The 16,042-nt window shown below is 58.4% G+C and carries 15 protein-coding genes; 7 read left to right on the plus strand and 8 right to left on the minus strand.

The features are described from left to right. Positions 1-100 precede the first annotated feature (100 nt). Positions 101-1,399, plus strand: coding sequence for a mechanosensitive ion channel family protein (locus HBN98_RS01265; RefSeq protein ID WP_083366665.1), 1,299 nt, complete (start codon positions 101-103; stop codon positions 1,397-1,399). A 91-nt stretch (positions 1,400-1,490) separates the two neighbouring features. Here the strand turns inward: HBN98_RS01265 and HBN98_RS01270 are convergent, their stop codons facing one another. The 3 genes from HBN98_RS01270 to HBN98_RS01280 all read right to left on the minus strand — a co-directional run bounded on the left by HBN98_RS01270 (position 1,491) and on the right by HBN98_RS01280 (position 3,818). After that, positions 1,491-2,348 (minus strand): carboxylate/amino acid/amine transporter, encoded by an 858-nt coding sequence (locus HBN98_RS01270; protein WP_083366666.1) that lies wholly within the window; start codon positions 2,346-2,348, stop codon positions 1,491-1,493. A 326-nt stretch (positions 2,349-2,674) separates the two neighbouring features. Beyond that, the gene (locus HBN98_RS01275) at positions 2,675-3,274 is read right to left on the minus strand and encodes an FMN-dependent NADH-azoreductase (RefSeq protein WP_083366667.1); all 600 of its coding nucleotides are present in this window, start codon (positions 3,272-3,274) and stop codon (positions 2,675-2,677) included. Positions 3,275-3,503: 229 nt separating this feature from the next. Beyond that, positions 3,504-3,818 carry a 3-phosphoglycerate kinase gene (locus tag HBN98_RS01280; RefSeq protein WP_083366668.1) on the minus strand — a complete coding sequence of 105 codons (315 nt, stop codon included), beginning with the start codon at positions 3,816-3,818 and terminating at the stop codon, positions 3,504-3,506. A 49-nt stretch (positions 3,819-3,867) separates the two neighbouring features. Here HBN98_RS01280 and HBN98_RS01285 point away from each other — a divergent pair, with 49 nt between their 5' ends. The 5 genes from HBN98_RS01285 to aqpZ all read left to right on the plus strand — a co-directional run bounded on the left by HBN98_RS01285 (position 3,868) and on the right by aqpZ (position 9,144). Continuing rightward, on the plus strand, positions 3,868-4,791 hold the full coding sequence (locus HBN98_RS01285) for a PA3225 family LysR-type transcriptional regulator (protein WP_083366669.1): 924 nt from the start codon (positions 3,868-3,870) through the stop codon (positions 4,789-4,791). A gap of 14 nt (positions 4,792-4,805) precedes the next feature. Then, positions 4,806-5,609, plus strand: coding sequence for an alpha/beta fold hydrolase (locus HBN98_RS01290; RefSeq protein WP_083366670.1), 804 nt, complete (start codon positions 4,806-4,808; stop codon positions 5,607-5,609). Positions 5,610-5,612: 3 nt separating this feature from the next. After that, a complete protein-coding gene (locus HBN98_RS01295; RefSeq protein ID WP_083366671.1) occupies positions 5,613-6,176 on the plus strand; it encodes a peptidylprolyl isomerase in 564 nt (187 codons plus the stop codon). Positions 6,177-6,264: 88 nt separating this feature from the next. Further along, a complete protein-coding gene (locus HBN98_RS01300) occupies positions 6,265-8,097 on the plus strand; it encodes an ABC transporter ATP-binding protein (RefSeq protein WP_083366672.1) in 1,833 nt (610 codons plus the stop codon). Positions 8,098-8,448: 351 nt separating this feature from the next. Then, entirely contained in the window at positions 8,449-9,144 is a 696-nt protein-coding gene (gene aqpZ / locus HBN98_RS01305; RefSeq protein ID WP_064586473.1) for an aquaporin Z, read from the plus strand. Positions 9,145-9,257: 113 nt separating this feature from the next. Here the strand turns inward: aqpZ and HBN98_RS01310 are convergent, their stop codons facing one another. Then, entirely contained in the window at positions 9,258-10,382 is a 1,125-nt protein-coding gene (locus tag HBN98_RS01310; RefSeq protein ID WP_083366673.1) for a GNAT family N-acetyltransferase, read from the minus strand. 106 nt (positions 10,383-10,488) lie between these two features. After that, entirely contained in the window at positions 10,489-11,817 is a 1,329-nt protein-coding gene (locus tag HBN98_RS01315; RefSeq protein ID WP_151101458.1) for a hypothetical protein, read from the minus strand. Positions 11,818-12,190: 373 nt separating this feature from the next. Here HBN98_RS01315 and HBN98_RS01320 point away from each other — a divergent pair, with 373 nt between their 5' ends. Then, entirely contained in the window at positions 12,191-13,522 is a 1,332-nt protein-coding gene (locus HBN98_RS01320; RefSeq protein ID WP_064586471.1) for a putative porin, read from the plus strand. A gap of 179 nt (positions 13,523-13,701) precedes the next feature. Here HBN98_RS01320 and HBN98_RS01325 read toward each other — a convergent pair whose 3' ends face one another. The 3 genes from HBN98_RS01325 to HBN98_RS01335 all read right to left on the minus strand — a co-directional run bounded on the left by HBN98_RS01325 (position 13,702) and on the right by HBN98_RS01335 (position 15,786). Then, positions 13,702-13,935, minus strand: coding sequence for an anti-sigma factor family protein (locus tag HBN98_RS01325; RefSeq protein WP_064586470.1), 234 nt, complete (start codon positions 13,933-13,935; stop codon positions 13,702-13,704). Beyond that, positions 13,929-14,543 (minus strand): RNA polymerase sigma factor, encoded by a 615-nt coding sequence (locus HBN98_RS01330; protein ID WP_064586469.1) that lies wholly within the window; start codon positions 14,541-14,543, stop codon positions 13,929-13,931. The genes HBN98_RS01325 and HBN98_RS01330 overlap by 7 nt, the downstream gene beginning before the upstream one ends. A gap of 121 nt (positions 14,544-14,664) precedes the next feature. Beyond that, positions 14,665-15,786, minus strand: a complete 1,122-nt coding sequence (locus tag HBN98_RS01335) for a beta-ketoacyl-ACP synthase III (protein WP_064586468.1) — start codon at positions 15,784-15,786, stop codon at positions 14,665-14,667. Positions 15,787-16,042 lie beyond the last annotated feature (256 nt).

A 16,042-nucleotide genomic window follows, 5' to 3' on the forward strand; every position in this document is an offset into this window, starting at 1 on the left:
TCAGTGGCTTTTTTGTTGCTCGATTTGTCTCCAACGGTAATACACAGCGTCTTAAATGCTCTAATCGCCCATCGCGTCTTACAGAAGAATCGTTGCTCACATGGATTTCAAACAGCTCTGGCTCAATGCCCAAGACCTCTGGGGTGCCCTCGAACAGCACCCGTTCCTGCAATCCGGCCTGGCGCTGATGCTGCTCTTGGTGATCGCGCTGGTCCTCGGACGAGTGGCGCGCTATCTGATCCTGCATGCCAGCCGCATGCTCGGGCGTCAGCCGGCGCTGCACTGGATCAACGACTTCCGCCACAACAAGGTATTTCAGCGCCTGGCGCAGATGACCCCGTCGCTGGTGATCCAGTTCGGCCTGCACCTGGTGCCGGAACTGAGCAAAACCGCGATGACGTTCCTTGGCAACGTCGCGCTGGCGTTCACCATCCTGTTCCTGCTGCTGTCGGTCAGCGCCCTGCTCAATGCGCTGCTGGACATCTACGCGCGCACCGAACACGCCCGCACCCGCTCGATCAAGGGCTACGTGCAACTGGCGAAGATGGTCTTGTACGTGTTTGGCGCGATCATCATCGTCGCCACATTGATCGACCGTTCGCCGCTGTTGCTGCTCTCCGGTCTGGGTGCGATGTCGGCGGTGATTCTGTTGGTCTACAAGGACACGTTGCTGTCGTTCGTCGCCAGCGTGCAGCTGACCAGCAACGACATGCTGCGGGTCGGCGACTGGATCGAAATGCCGCAAGTCGGCGCCGATGGCGATGTGGTCGATATCACCCTGCACACGGTCAAGGTGCAGAATTTCGACAAGACGATTGTGTCGATCCCGACCTGGCGCCTGATGTCCGAGTCGTTCAGAAACTGGCGTGGCATGCAGCAGTCCGGTGGACGGCGGATCAAGCGCAGCCTGTTCATTGATGCCAGCGGCGTGCGCTTCATCCGCGACGATGAAGAAGAAAAGCTCTCCCAGGTGCACCTGCTGACCGACTACATGGGCCGCAAGAAAGCCGAGCTCAAGGCGTGGAACGCGGCGCAGGGCAACGTCGCGGCGATGTCGGCCAACCGCCGGCGCATGACCAACATCGGCACCTTCCGCGCCTACGCCTTGGCGTACCTGAAGAGCCACCCCGAGGTGCAGCCGAACATGACCTGCATGGTGCGGCAGATGCAGACCACGGCGCAGGGCATTCCGCTGGAAATCTACTGCTTCACCACGACCACGGTGTGGGCCGATTACGAGCGGATTCAGGGGGATATTTTCGACTATCTGCTGGCGGTGCTGCCGGAGTTCGGGTTGAGCCTGTATCAGCAGCCGAGTGGTGGGGATTTGCGCTCGGGGTTGTTGCCCGCGGTGCTTGGCTCGGCCAGCATTCCCGAGCCACAGAAACACCTCATGTAACCCCCAATTCTCCTGTAGGAGCTGCCGAAGGCTGCGATCTCTTGATCTTTAACGTCAAAAGATCGCAGCCTTCGGCAGCTCCTACACCGGGTTATGCGGTGCGTCGGATGCCCAATCGGCTGATCCATACGGCGGCGAGGATGACGCTACCGCCCAGCAACAACCTCCCCAGTTCTTCATGCTGATTCCAGATCAACAGGTTCAGCAGGAGCCCCACCGGCACATGCAGGTTGTTCATCACCGCCAACGTGCCGCCATTGACCATGCACGCGCCCTTGTTCCACCAGTACATCCCCAGCGCTGTCGAGACCAGCCCGAGAAACAGCAACACGCCCCACTGCAGCGGCGCTTCCGGCAGGAAGTTGGCTTTGCCGAACAGCAGGAATGCCGGCAACACCACCGCCAGTGCGCCGAGGTAGAAGAAGCCGAAACGCCGGTAATGCGGCAGGTTGCTGGGGTGTTTCGCCACCAGGTGCTTGTACAGTACTTGCCCGGCGGCGTAGGTGAAGTTGGCCAGTTGCAGCAGCAAGAAACCCATGAAGAAGTCCGGGTTGATGCTGTCGAAGCGAATCACCGCCGCACCGCCTACCGCGACCAGCGCGGCCACCAGCGCCCAAGGATTGAAACGGCGGTTGAGCGCATCTTCGATCAGCGTCACGTGCAAGGGCGTGAGGATGGTGAACAACAACACCTCCGGCACCGTCAGCACGCGGAAGCTCAGGTACAGGCAGACGTAGGTGATGCCGAACTGCAACGCGCCGATCAACAGCATGCCGCGCATGAAGGCGGGCTCTACCGAGCGCCAGCGGGTCAACGGGATGAACACCAGCCCGGCCAGCACCACACGCACCAGCACTGCGAAATAACTGTCGACATGCCCGGCGAGGTATTCGCCGATCAGACTGAAGGAAAACGCCTGGATCAGCGTGACAAAAAGTAGATAGCCCATGGTCGCCTCTGTTTCGAATGGCGACGACGATAGCGGTTTTTACATCCTGCAACCAACACAAATCCCGTGTTGTAGCTGCCGCAGGCTGCGATCTTTTGATCTTGTTTTTTTCAATCAAAAGATCGCAGCCTGCGACAGCTCCTACAAAGGGTTGGGTGTGAGCTACAGAATTTCCGGGCAAAAAAAAGCCCGATCTCGCTAAAGCGTTCAATCGGGCTACAGCACTCAGGAGCAACAAGTGCAAAGGGAGGTTCGATGCGCGTAGAGCCTTGAAGGGGTTGCGCCAGCTCACTAGACCATCCAGCGATTATCTGGCGATTAACATGTCAAGCGACCTGGGACAGTTTGGCGTTGGCCTGGTTGAGGCCCTTCTCCTGGAAGTCGCCGCCCAGGTTCATGCCTTCAGCGTGAATGAAGGTCACGTCGTGGATGCCGATGAAGCCCATGACCTGACGCAGGTACGGTTCCTGGTGATCCGCCGGGCCGCCGGCATAGATGCCGCCGCGAGCGGTCAGCACGTAGGCACGCTTGCCGCTGAGCAGGCCTTGCGGGCCGGTTTCGGTGTACTTGAAGGTCACGCCGGCACGCAGTACGTGGTCGAGCCAGGCCTTGAGGGTGCTCGGGATCGCAAAGTTGTACATCGGCGCAGCCATCACCAGCACGTCGGCGGCCAGCAACTCATCAGTCAATTGGTTGGAACGGTCCAGCGACGATTGCTCAAGGGCATTGCGCTGCTCAGCAGGTTTCATCCAGCCGCCCAGCAGGTTGATGTCCAGGTGCGGAACCGGGTTCACGGCGAGGTCACGCACGGTGATCTGATCGTCGGGATGCGCCGCTTTCCACTGAGCGATGAAGGTCTGGGTCAGTTGACGGGAAACCGAGTCTTGCTGGCGGGCGCTGCTTTCGATGATCAGAACGCGGGACATGGTGTGTAGTCTCCATCCGAGAATGTTGTAGGTCGATGGAGTGAAGGTTAAACAGAGTCGAATCGATGAAAAAGCGCAAATAATTGCTGCAAAGCATCGAATAATTCGTTTAGATGCTGACACGTACCCTTGTAGGAGTGAGCCTGCTCGCGATAGCGGTGTGTCAGACACATTAGGGTTACTGACACACCGCTATCGCGAGCAGGCTCACTCCTACAGGGGATCGCCGTTATTTCGGGTTGCAGGTCAGTTCGATCCGCAGCCTGATGATCTCGCGGGAGAACTTGGCGGTGGCATTTTTGTGTTTGCCGGCCGGTACTTCGATGTTGCGCGTACGCGGTGCTTCCGGACCATTGTTGAAAACGACTTTGCAGTTCGCGTCGACTTCACCGAAGTTGGTGACTTTTATGGAGCCGATGTCCTTGTCGGTGTCATAGGTTTCGTAGTCGATCTTCACGCCATCGAGGTTCTTCTGCACATCGATCGGGTAAGCAAATGCCGTCAGCGGCAATAGCGCGAACACCACACAACAGAATTTTTTCATTCGCCAGTCTCCATGAGGGACGGCCAGCTTAGGACAAGAGGAGCTATTGATGAAAGCGCCCCGCGTGACCCTTGATCAATGGCGAACATTGCAGGCGGTGGTCGACCATGGCGGATTCGCCCAGGCCGCCGAGGCCTTGCACCGTTCGCAGTCGTCGGTGAGTTACACCGTCGCCCGCATGCAGGACCAGCTCGGCGTGCCGTTGCTGCGCATCGACGGGCGCAAGGCGGTGCTCACCGAAGCCGGTGGCGTGCTGCTGCGTCGCTCGCGGCAACTGGTGAAACAGGCCAGCCAACTGGAAGACCTCGCCCATCACATGGAGCAAGGCTGGGAGGCCGAGGTGCGGCTGGTGGTTGATGCGGCCTACCCGAGCGCCCGTATCGTCCGGGCACTGACCGCGTTCATGCCGCAGAGTCGTGGCTGCCGCGTGCGTCTGCGCGAAGAAGTGCTGTCGGGGGTCGAGGAAGTCTTGCTCGAAGGGGTCGCCGATCTGGCAATCACCGGCCTGAGCATTCCCGGCTACCTCGGTGCGGAATTGAGCGACGTCGAGTTCGTCGCCGTCGCCCACCCGGATCACGCCTTGCATCGGCTCAACCGCGAACTGAGCTTCCAGGACCTGGAAACCCAGATGCAGGTGGTGATCCGCGACTCCGGGCGTCAGCAGCCGCGCGACGTCGGCTGGCTCGGCGCCGAACAGCGCTGGACTGTCGGCAGCCTCGCCACCGCCGCCACTTTTGTCAGCAGCGGTCTGGGCTTTGCCTGGCTGCCGCGACACATGATCGAACGCGAATTGAGGGAAGGTTCGCTCAAGCTGCTACCGTTGGATCAGGGCGGCAGCCGCAACCCAAGCTTCTATCTGTATTCGAACAAGGACAAACCCTTGGGCCCGGCGACACAAATCCTCATCGAGCTGTTGCGCACCTTCGACACCTTGCCGCTGGACGCACCGTTCGCCGCCCCTGAACAAGCCTGACACGGAGTTCACCGATGGCGTATTTCGAGCATGAAGGTTGCAACCTGCACTACGAGGAATATGGCCACGGTACGCCGTTGCTGCTGGTTCACGGGCTCGGCTCGAGCACCCTGGACTGGGAAATGCAGATCCCGGCGCTGTCAGCCCATTACCGGGTGATCGTCCCGGACATACGCGGTCACGGTCGCTCGGACAAACCTCGCGAGCGCTACAGCATCGCCGGTTTCAGTGCTGATCTGCTGGCGCTGATCGAGCACCTGAACCTCGGCCCGGTGCACTACGTCGGGCTGTCGATGGGCGGGATGATCGGCTTTCAGCTCGCCGTCGATCAGCCGCAAATGCTCAAGAGCCTGACCATCGTCAACAGCGCCCCCGAAGTCAAAATCCGCAGCCGCGACGATTACTGGCAGTGGTTCAAGCGCTGGAGCCTGATGCGCGTGCTCAGCCTGGCCACCATTGGCAAAGCACTGGGCGGCAAACTTTTTCCGAAACCCGAACAGGCCGATCTGCGGCAGAAAATGGCCGAACGCTGGGCAAGAAACGACAAACGTGCTTATCTCGCCAGCTTCGATGCGATTGTTGGCTGGGGCGTTCAGGAACGACTTTCCCGGGTGACCTGTCCAACCCTCATCGTCAGCGCCGACCGTGACTACACGCCGGTAGCGCTGAAAGAAACCTATGTAAAACTGCTGCCCGATGCGCGGCTGGTGGTGATCGCCGATTCGCGCCACGCCACCCCGCTCGATCAACCCGAACGCTTCAACCAAACGCTGCTGGAGTTTCTCGCCGCAGCCGATATTCAATCTCAGGATCACTGACCCATGCTGAAAAAACTCGCCCTCGCCGCCGGTACCGTGCTGTTTGCTGCCAACCTGATGGCTGCCACCCCGGCCAAAGCGCCGCACGTATTGCTGGACACCACCAACGGTCAGATCGAAATCGAACTGGATCCGGTCAAGGCGCCGATCAGTACCAAAAACTTTCTGGATTACGTCAACAGCGGCTTCTACAACAACACCATTTTCCATCGTGTGATCCCGGGTTTCATGGCTCAGGGCGGCGGTTTCACCCAGCAGATGCAACAGAAAGACACCAAGGCGCCGATCAAGAACGAAGCCAGCAACGGCCTGCATAACGTTCGCGGTACCTTGTCGATGGCGCGCACCTCCAACCCTGACTCGGCCACCAGCCAGTTCTTCATCAACGTGGCTGACAATGCATTCCTCGACCCGGGTCGTGATGCCGGTTACGCGGTGTTCGCCAAAGTGGTCAAAGGCATGGACGTGGTCGACATCATCGTCAACTCGCCAACCACCACCAAACAGGGCATGCAGAACGTGCCTTCCGACCCTGTGATCATCAAGTCGGCCAAAGTCATCGACTAAGCTGTACAGGGCGCTTCGAGCGGCGTGAATTCGACCTCACGCCGTTCACACCGATAAAAGGAGAGCCCGGCTCCCGGGCGGTTATCTGATGCTCTATCGCCGTTTCGAACAACTGATCGACATATTCCGCGACGCTCCGACGGCGTCCCCTCCAGATCGTGTCTGGCCCTTCTATACCTATTACCTGAAACAAGTCTGGCCGAGCTTCGCAGCCCTGCTGGTGGTCGGCCTGTTTGCCGCGTTGATCGAAGTGGCGCTGTTCAGTTACCTGAGCCGCATCATTGACATGGCGCAGGGCACGCCCAACCCGAATTTCTTCAGCGACCACGCCCTCGAACTGACGTGGATGCTGGTGGTTGCGCTGGTACTGCGGCCGATTTTCTTCGGCCTGCACGACCTGCTGGTGCACCAGACCCTGAGCCCGGGGATGACCAGCATGATTCGCTGGCAGAACCACAGCTACGTGCTCAAGCAGAGCCTGAACTTCTTCCAGAACGACTTCGCCGGGCGCATCGCCCAACGCATCATGCAGACCGGCAACTCGCTGCGTGATTCGGCGGTGCAGGCGGTGGATGCGCTGTGGCACGTGGTGATCTACGCGATCAGTTCGCTGGTGCTGTTCGCCGAAGCCGACTGGCGCCTGATGATCCCGCTGCTGACGTGGATCGCCGCCTACATCGGCGCGCTGTATTACTTCGTGCCACGGGTGAAAGAACGCTCGGTGGAAGCCTCCGACGCGCGCTCGAAACTGATGGGACGGATCGTCGACGGCTACACCAACATCGCCACCCTCAAGCTGTTCGCCCACACCAACTTCGAACAGCACTACGCCAAGGAAGCCATCGAGGAACAGACGGTCAAGGCGCAGATGGCCGGCCGCGTGGTCACCAGCATGGACGTGGCGATCACCACCATGAACGGTTTGCTGATCGTCGGTACTACGGCGCTGGCGCTGTGGCTGTGGACGCAGTCGCTGATCACGGTCGGCGCTATCGCCCTCGCCACCGGTCTGGTGATCCGCATCGTCAACATGTCCGGCTGGATCATGTGGGTGGTCACCGGCATCTTCGAAAACATCGGCATGGTCCAGGACGGTCTGCAGACCATCTCGCAACCGGTCAGCGTCACCGACCGGGAGCAGGCCAAACCGCTGGCCGTGGCCCGTGGCGAAGTGCGTTTCGAGCACGTGGATTTTCACTACGGCAAGAAGAAAGGCATCATCGGCGACCTCAATCTGAACATTAAACCAGGCGAGAAAATCGGTTTGATCGGGCCGTCCGGCGCTGGCAAATCGACCTTGGTCAACCTGCTCCTGCGCCTGTATGACGTCGAGGGCGGACGGATCATGATCGATGGGCAGAACATCGCCGAAGTCGGTCAGGAAAGCCTGCGTGCGCGCATTGGCATGATCACTCAGGACACGTCTTTGCTGCACCGCTCGATCCGCGACAACTTGTTGTATGGCAAGCCTGACGCCACCGATGCAGAGTTGTGGGACGCGGTGCACAAGGCCCGCGCCGATGAGTTCATTCCGTTGCTGTCGGACGCTGAAGGCCGGACCGGGTTCGACGCGCATGTCGGCGAGCGTGGGGTGAAACTGTCCGGCGGTCAGCGCCAGCGCATCGCGATTGCCCGGGTGCTGCTCAAGGACGCGCCGATCCTGATCATGGACGAAGCGACCTCGGCACTCGACTCGGAAGTCGAAGCGGCGATCCAGGAAAGCCTGGAAACCCTGATGCAAGGCAAGACTGTGATCGCCATCGCCCACCGCCTCTCGACCATCGCCCGTATGGACCGGCTGGTGGTGCTGGAAAACGGCAAGATCGCCGAGAGCGGCACCCATGCTGAATTGCTGGCCCACCGCGGGCTGTATGCGCGGTTGTGGGCGCACCAGACCGGGGGGTTTGTCGGGATCGATTGACCACAGAAAACCCGAAGCTGTGAGCTGTTGTGGCGAGGGAGCTTGCTCCCGCTCTGCTGCGCAGCCGTCGCAGAACCCGCCAACCGTGAAAGTCTGACACTACCGGCGTAGATAGTTTTGAGACAGCTTCGCTGTCCAGCGGGAGCAAGCTCCCTCGCCACACGGTGTTTGCCCGCCAGGAAACCGCCAGAGCCTGCCAAAAACGGGCTCTGGCGGTTTTTTCATGCCTGCTGGAAATTCATCCAAAGCGTGCTGTACTCAGCCAAGGTTCCAGCAGGGAACCTGTCGTAAATCTGCAGGGACGCACAACGCAATACAGTCTCGATAGCATGGGCTATCAAGGACTCTCTCATGTCTCTGTTCAAACGTTCAGTTACGGAGTTGTTGGGTACGTTCTGGCTGGTTCTGGGTGGCTGTGGCAGCGCGGTCATTGCAGCGTCTTCGCCGTTGGGCATTGGAGTGCTGGGGGTAGCCCTGGCGTTTGGTCTGACGGTGCTGACCATGGCGTTCGCCATCGGTCACATCAGCGGATGTCATCTCAACCCGGCCGTCTCGGTCGGTCTGTTCGTCGGCGGTCGGTTTCCGGCCAAAGAGTTGCCCGCCTATATCATTGCGCAGGTGCTCGGCGCGATTCTCGCAGCGGCGCTGATTGCACACATTGCCAGTGGCAAGGAGGGTTTCGATATCGCCGCCGGCCTGGCCTCCAACGGATATGGCGAACATTCGCCGGGCAAGTATTCGATGGCGGCGGGGTTTGTCACCGAACTGGTGATGACGGCAATGTTTGTGATCATCATTCTGGGAGCGACCGATAGACGCGCACCACCGGGGCTGGCACCGATCGCCATCGGTCTGGGCCTGACGCTGATTCACCTGATCTCGATTCCCGTCACCAACACCTCGGTCAACCCGGCGCGCAGTACCGGGCCGGCGCTGATGGTCGGCGGCTGGGCGATCGCGCAGTTGTGGATGTTCTGGGTCGCGCCGTTGATTGGCGCGGTGGTCGGTGGCGGGATCTATCGCTGGTTGGGCAAAGAAGAAACCTGAGGGATGCCTGAGCTCCCTTTGTAGGAGCTGCCGAAGGCTGCGATCTTTTGATCTTGATGTTCAAAAAAAACCAGATCAAAAGATCGCAGCCTTCGGCGGCTCCTACAGGGGATTCAGGTTTGGCGATAGGGCAAGGCCGTTTTTGCTTCTTCGGCATAGGCGAGGATGCCGGCGCGTTCCTGTTTCAGGAAATCCTTCACCGCCGCTTTCAGCCCAGGATGACGCAAGTAATGCCATGAATGGGTAATCACCGGCTCGAAGCCACGAATCAACTTGTGCTCGCCCTGAGCGCCGGCATCGAAGCGTTGATAGCCCTGCGCAATCGCGTAATCCATGCCCTGATAAAAACAGGTCTCGAAGTGCAGTCGATCAAACTCCGCCAGACAGCCCCAATAGCGTCCGTAGAAACTGTCGCCACCGACCAGACTGAAGGCCATCGCCACCGGACGTGAAGCCTGCTTGGCGAAGACGACCCGAATCGACTCCGGCATCCGCTCAGCCAGCAGACTGAAAAACTCCCGCGTCAGGTACGGCGCCTGCCGACGCACCGCATAGGTATTGGCGTAACAGGCGTAGACAAAATCCCACTGTGCCTCGTCCAGCTCGCGCCCCTCCAGCCATTCAAACGCAAAGCCCTGCCCCGCCACTTGCTCGCGTTCCTTGCGCATCTGTTTGCGCTTGCGCGAACTGAGCACGTCGAGAAAATCCTGAAAGTCGCGATACCCGCGATTCTGCCAGTGATACTGACAGCCAATGCGCTGCAGCCAACCCGGCTGCTCGGCCATGGCGGCGTCGGTGAACGGGTCGGTGAAATTGATGTGCGCGCTGGAAAGCCCTTCGATCTCCAGATAACCCGGCAGACTCTTGAGCAGTTCGAAACCGTCCTCGACATTCGCCGCCAGCAGGCGCGGGCCACTGACCGGACTGAACGGTACCGCCGTCAGCAACTTGGGGTAGTAATCGATGCCGGCCCGGGAGCAAGCGTCGGCCCAACCGTGATCGAACACGTACTCGCCGTAGGAATGCCACTTGCGGTAACTGGGCAGTGCGGCGATCAATCGGCCGTCTTCAATGTGCAGCAGATGCTCGGGTTGCCAACCGGTGTGCGGGCCGACGCTGCCGCTGTCTTCCAGTGCGCTGAGGAACGCATGGCGCAAGAACGGCTGACTTTCGGGCACCAACGCATCCCAGCATTCGGCTGCTAACTCGGATAAATTTTCATAAACATGCAGCGTCATTTCGTTTCTCGATGGATGCCCTCTCACCACCGAGTATCCCCGATCTTCAATCCAAGCCAAAACAATAAACCACATAGAAATGGATCAAAGTCAGGGAGCCCGAGTGTTAGCCCTTGAATCGCACGGCGAACACACGACCGTCACCAGTGACTCCTACAACGACGACTGCATTGTCCTCCTGCACTGCGATGCCTTCGATATAGGCGTTTTCATTAATATTGAAGGTAATCCATCCCTTACGCTCTCTACCAAAACTGGTATCCAAAGCGCCATCACCCAGAAAGCGACAAAGTACAAAGCTTGGTGAGGGCAATGCCATGTTTTCTCTCATTTCGTTATAACGAGCAGGAGTCAAAACATCTCCGGACCGCCGCACCTCTGAACTTCGTGGATCCGACGCATAACCCAATGCAAGAATTCCCCCGTCAGCCTGTACCGCTCCCCGATACCAAGCAGTTGAGTAGTTTATTTCGGTAAACACCGGATTACCGTTATTAAATTGTTTATCAGGTGAACCATCAAGAATAAAACTACGCAACGCACCCCGATGACGTATAAAAACTTCTCCGCTCTCAATACGAGCGTGGCGCCCTACCGTTAATAATTTTGGATTACCCGTGCCAGGTAGACTCATGATATCCGAATAATGACCTTCAAAAAAAGTGAACCCATCCTCGCTATAACTTGAATCAACTTCCCCACGAAGAGAGAGTCTGCATAGCGCCCCAACAGCACTTGCACCATCGACGGTACCTGCCAGATAAATGCCCTCCGGTGTTGCTCGGACATTCTCAAGTTGTGCGCCACGAGGATGTTTTATATTGACAGTCCCGGTTCCGGCAACTCCGAACTGCTTATCAAATTGGCCATTGCGGTCCAGACACGTCAAAATAGTAGACACTCCGCCGATAACACGAAATGCCGCTATGTAGGTTTTCCCGTTATCGACAGACCAGTTTGGCGCCCACTTTGGCAGCATGAAATCAGGACCTCCATCCTCAAAATCTGGATCGATAAGCTGGTACCCATCACTTCCATATGCAATGTCCCGATCCCCATTCAGCCGATAGCTGGCAACGGCTGGGCAATATCTGATAACACCCTCTTTCAACACTTGAGTCGTCCCCAGAATTCGCACCCGATCGTCGTCTACTGCAATCCGGTAACCGGTCGAAAGTTCAGCTCCGAAAAAGGAATCCATCAGAATACCGTTAACGGCAAAATCTTCAGCGAAAGAGCCGTCTGGATTCAGAACGACTATCGCAAAGCGCCCCACAACAGTACCGGCAATGTAAATACGTCGATCGGGACCTATTGCAATATCGAATGCGACAGCTAAATCACCCTCGTCAAAACGAAAGGTCAGAACGTGACCGCCGTTGAAACTTTCATCAAGATCACCCGATAAAATTAAAGTACTAAATTTACTATTCATTTGAAGACCTCACTTTCTGGATTGATTGGCTGTTTTCGGCAGATAGAAGAAATGCTCGAAAACAATAAATTTCCCCTTCAAATGAAACATCAATCCAGCATTGTCAGCCACTGTCAGAACTTACAGGTTTATCGATTCACCAATTTAATAATCGATAGAGATATTTATCGTTCTTGCCACCTTTGGCGAACTGTGTGGTCAAGCGCCCGATAGTCATTAACCTGCCATCACTTAGCCACTGCTCTGTCATAAACCATCGCGATACTCGCTCCTGTTTTTAGAGCGCCGGGTTCTACCCGGACACTGTTTTCCGACGTCCGCGTCGGTGTGCCCAGGATGGCTCAGCCATCCCCTCTCATCTTCGGAGATTGCTATGCGTCTTGCTTCCACAAAAACTGCAGCGGCCCTGTGCGGTGGCCTGTTGCTGGCCATGAGCGTTCCGGCCAGTGCTGCAGTCGACGCCAAACTGCTCGACATGCTCAAGGCTAACGGTTCCATTTCCCAGGCGCAGTACGTAGAACTGCAAACTGAACTGGCCAAGGATCAGAAGGCTCAGCAAATCGCGCAGCAGGCGCAGCAAGAGACCAACGAGCAAATCGCGGCGACCGCGAAGAAAACCAATGAGCTGAGCTCCTTCGACCAGAAACTTGCCTGGGCTGCCAAGACTCAGTTCAAGGGTGATGTGCGTTTCCGTCAGGAGACCGTCAAGAACGATGGCGTACCGAACGCCAAGGACCAGGATCGTCAACGCATTCGTGCCCGTCTGGGTGCCTACACCGAAATCAACCCGCAGGTGGACACCGGTATCCGTATCGCCACCGGCAGCAGCGACGACGCCCGCTCCACCAACCAGGACCTGAACAACTACTTCGACAAGAAGCAGATCTGGCTCGACCAGGGTTACGTCGACTATCACCCTGACGCGATCAAGAACCTGCACCTGATCGCCGGTAAAATGAACCAGCCATGGGTCAGCATGGGCGACATCATCTGGGACAGCGATATCAACCCGGAAGGTCTGGCCGTCACCTACAAGTATCCATTGAGCGGCAGCACCGAGCTGTTCGGTAGCGCCGGTCACTACACCCTCAAGGACAACGTCGACGGCGAAGGCGTGCAGTTCAAGCACGACCTGCGTCTGTACGCCGGCCAGTTGGGCGGTCGCTTCGCACTGACCGACAGCCTGAAACTGACCCTGGGCGGCAGTCTCTACTCCTACGACAACGACAAGGACAGCGCCTGCCCGACCACCGGCACCGTGACGGCGCCATGCGCCTTGGCCGTCAACGGCAACAGCCCGAACGAAACCTTCAAACTGTACGAAGGCTTCGGTCAACTGGACATCGCCAACCTGCCAGTACCGCTGTCGATCTACGGTCAGTACGTCAACAACAAAGACGCCAGCAACGACCAGGACACTGGCTGGCTGGCCGGCGTCAAGACCAAGGTTTATGGCTTCGGGATCGATTACAACTACCGCGACGTGCAGCGTAATGCGGTGGTCGGTGCCTTCACTGACTCCGACTTCGCCAACGGCTACACCGGCTCGCGCGGCAGCAAGTTGAAAGTCAGCTACGAGCTGGACAAGAACTTCACGCTGGGTGCCACCTACTTCATGGCGAACTCGGACTACACCAACGCCAGCCTGAAGAAGACCGACTCCGACATCAACACCCTGCAACTGGATGCCGAAGCGAAGTTCTAAAAAAGCGTCACCCGATAGCCTGGCACAGGCGAAACGATCCCCATCATCCGTTCGTTTCGCCGGCGCCGGGCTATTTCTGCAGGATGCAAAAAACTGTAGGAGCTGCCGGAGGCTGCGATCTTTTGATCTTGTTTTTGAGGATCAAAAGATCGCAGCCTTCGGCAGCTCCTACAGGGGGTCTATTTTTCCTTGCGGCGCTGCTCGGCCAGACGCTCAGCCAGCGCATCCACACCCTCTTGGGGTTTCTCCGGCATCGCCTTCAGCGTGGCCTGCATCAGCCGCATCTGACGGATGAAGCGCCGGCAATTGGGGCAGAACATCAAGTGATGGCGCACCATGAGCTTCTCGCGAAAGCTCAGCTGGCCATCGAGATAATCACTGGAACGCGCCACTTGTTCCTTACAGGTCAGCATTCGCCGGTCTCCTCAAAATGCTCCACCGTGGCGAAGACTTTCAGCCGCGCACGATGCAGCAGCACACGGACATTGGAGAGCGAGATCTCCAGAAGATTACAGATCTCCTCCAGCTCCAGCCCCTGGCGCTCGCGCAGCAGCAGAACGCTGCTTTGCAGTTCCGACAGGCCGAGCAGGGTGTGCTCCAGACAGTCGCGCAATTCACCTTCGGTCAGCAAGGCTTCCGGCGTGTCCTGATGCCAGGCGAACGGCGCCACCAGCCAATGACCGTCACCGGGCGAAAAACGATCATCGTCGATGGTGCCGTGGGGCGATGGCAGGTCATCCAGCAACACTTCGCGGCGGTTCTGCTTGTAGCGGCTCTTGGCCGAGTTGGCGGTGATGGTCAGCAGCCAGGTCTTGAGGCTGGAACGCCCTTCGAAGCCGCCGATATGCCGCACCACCGACAGCCAGGCGTCCTGCACCACTTCTTCGACATGGCGCTGGCCAACGATGGCGTACGCCACGGCGCGCATGGCGCTCTGGTAGGTGCTGACCAGCTCCTTGAAAGCTTTTTGTTCACCCGCCAACAGGCGTTCGAGCAGTTGGGTGTCGTCCGTTGCGGCCATTGACGCCTCGTTTTCAGATGTTCGAAAAGCAAAAGATCGCAGCCTGCGGCAGCTCCTACAACAGCGGATTTAATACCGTCAGTGTAGGAGCTGGCGCAGCCTGCGATCTTTTATGGCGAACTCAGCGCTTGCGCAGAATCACGCTGCCGATCGAGTAACCGGCGCCGAACGAGCTCAGCACGGCCAGCGAACCGGCGGCCAGGTCGTCTTGATACTTGTGGAAAGCAATCACCGAACCTGCAGAGCTGGTGTTGGCGTAGGTGTCGAGAATCACCGGCGCCTCTTCTTCGGTGGCCTCGCGGCCCAGCAGCTTGCGCACGATCAGATGGTTCATGCTCAGGTTGGCCTGGTGCAGCCAGAAGCGCTTGACGTCGCCAACGTTGAGTTTGTTCTCTTCCAGGTGCTCACCGATCAGTTCGGCAACCATCGGGCAGACGTCCTTGAACACCTTGCGGCCTTCCTGCACGAACAATTTGTCGCGGGCACCGATGCCCTCTTCCGCCGCGCGGTTGAGGAAGCCGAAGTTGTTGCGGATGTTGTTGGAGAACTTGGTCAGCAGTTTGGTGCTGACCACGTCGAACTGGTGTTTGGAGGTCGCCAGGTCGGCGCGCTCGATGATCACCGCCGTCGCGGCGTCACCGAAGATGAAGTGGCTGTCGCGGTCGCGGAAGTTCAGGTGACCGGTGCAGACTTCCGGGTTGACCATCAGGATCGCCCGGGCCTGGCCCAGTTGCACGGTGTTGGCGGCTTGCTGGATACCGAAGGTGGCCGACGAGCAGGCGACGTTCATGTCGAAACCGAAGCCTTGAATGCCCAGCGCTTCCTGGACTTCGATGGCGATGGCCGGGTAGGCGCGTTGCAGGTTGGAGCAGGCGACGATCACGCCGTCGATGTCGGCGGCGGTTTTGCCGGCACGTTGCAGGGCCTGTTCGGCCGCGCCGATGGCCATCTGGCAGAGTACCGACCATTCGTCGTTGGAACGCTCCGGCAGGCGCGGGGCCATGCGCTGCGGGTCGAGGATGCCGTCCTTGTCCATGACAAAGCGGCTCTTGATGCCCGAGGCTTTTTCGATGAACGCGGCGCTGGATTCGGTCAGGGCCTGGATTTCGCCGCTGGCGATGGCTTCGGCGTTGTCGGCGTTGAACTGCTCGACATAGGTATTGAAAGACTGCACCAGCTCTTCGTTGGAGATGCTGTTGGCCGGGGTGTAGAGGCCGGTGCCGCTGATGACGACGTTATGCATGGTCGTTTCTCTAATCTGTTCAGGCAGAAAGCGCTGGCACCGACGTACCAACACACAAAGGGTCTATTCCCGTCCGGGGACGCTGACCTGGCATCTTTATGGCCGCCCGTGACCTTGCCGAAGGCTCTGGGTCACGAAAACGGCATTTATGGTCGCGAAGTTTGCCATAAACCCGAGGTTTTGGCGCCTTTCTCAAGATCAACGCCTGTCGGGCCGTGGGGCATTATCTCTGTGGCGAGGGAGCTTGTCGGATCGC

Origin of the sequence: Pseudomonas koreensis (assembly GCF_012986595.1) — a bacterium.
Taxonomy (GTDB): Bacteria; Pseudomonadota; Gammaproteobacteria; order Pseudomonadales; family Pseudomonadaceae; genus Aquipseudomonas; species Aquipseudomonas koreensis.

Excerpts from the sequence above, each read along its gene's own strand:
- HBN98_RS01265 (WP_083366665.1), top strand. The coding sequence starts at position 101 with ATGGATTTCAAACAGCTCTGGCTCAATGCCCAAGACCTCTGGGGTGCC.
- HBN98_RS01270 (WP_083366666.1), bottom strand. The coding sequence starts at position 2,348 with ATGGGCTATCTACTTTTTGTCACGCTGATCCAGGCGTTTTCCTTCAGT.
- HBN98_RS01275 (WP_083366667.1), bottom strand. The coding sequence starts at position 3,274 with ATGTCCCGCGTTCTGATCATCGAAAGCAGCGCCCGCCAGCAAGACTCG.
- HBN98_RS01280 (WP_083366668.1), bottom strand. The coding sequence starts at position 3,818 with ATGAAAAAATTCTGTTGTGTGGTGTTCGCGCTATTGCCGCTGACGGCA.
- HBN98_RS01285 (WP_083366669.1), top strand. The coding sequence starts at position 3,868 with ATGAAAGCGCCCCGCGTGACCCTTGATCAATGGCGAACATTGCAGGCG.
- HBN98_RS01290 (WP_083366670.1), top strand. The coding sequence starts at position 4,806 with ATGGCGTATTTCGAGCATGAAGGTTGCAACCTGCACTACGAGGAATAT.
- HBN98_RS01295 (WP_083366671.1), top strand. The coding sequence starts at position 5,613 with ATGCTGAAAAAACTCGCCCTCGCCGCCGGTACCGTGCTGTTTGCTGCC.
- HBN98_RS01300 (WP_083366672.1), top strand. The coding sequence starts at position 6,265 with ATGCTCTATCGCCGTTTCGAACAACTGATCGACATATTCCGCGACGCT.
- aqpZ (WP_064586473.1), top strand. The coding sequence starts at position 8,449 with ATGTCTCTGTTCAAACGTTCAGTTACGGAGTTGTTGGGTACGTTCTGG.
- HBN98_RS01310 (WP_083366673.1), bottom strand. The coding sequence starts at position 10,382 with ATGACGCTGCATGTTTATGAAAATTTATCCGAGTTAGCAGCCGAATGC.
- HBN98_RS01315 (WP_151101458.1), bottom strand. The coding sequence starts at position 11,817 with ATGAATAGTAAATTTAGTACTTTAATTTTATCGGGTGATCTTGATGAA.
- HBN98_RS01320 (WP_064586471.1), top strand. The coding sequence starts at position 12,191 with ATGCGTCTTGCTTCCACAAAAACTGCAGCGGCCCTGTGCGGTGGCCTG.
- HBN98_RS01325 (WP_064586470.1), bottom strand. The coding sequence starts at position 13,935 with ATGCTGACCTGTAAGGAACAAGTGGCGCGTTCCAGTGATTATCTCGAT.
- HBN98_RS01330 (WP_064586469.1), bottom strand. The coding sequence starts at position 14,543 with ATGGCCGCAACGGACGACACCCAACTGCTCGAACGCCTGTTGGCGGGT.
- HBN98_RS01335 (WP_064586468.1), bottom strand. The coding sequence starts at position 15,786 with ATGCATAACGTCGTCATCAGCGGCACCGGCCTCTACACCCCGGCCAAC.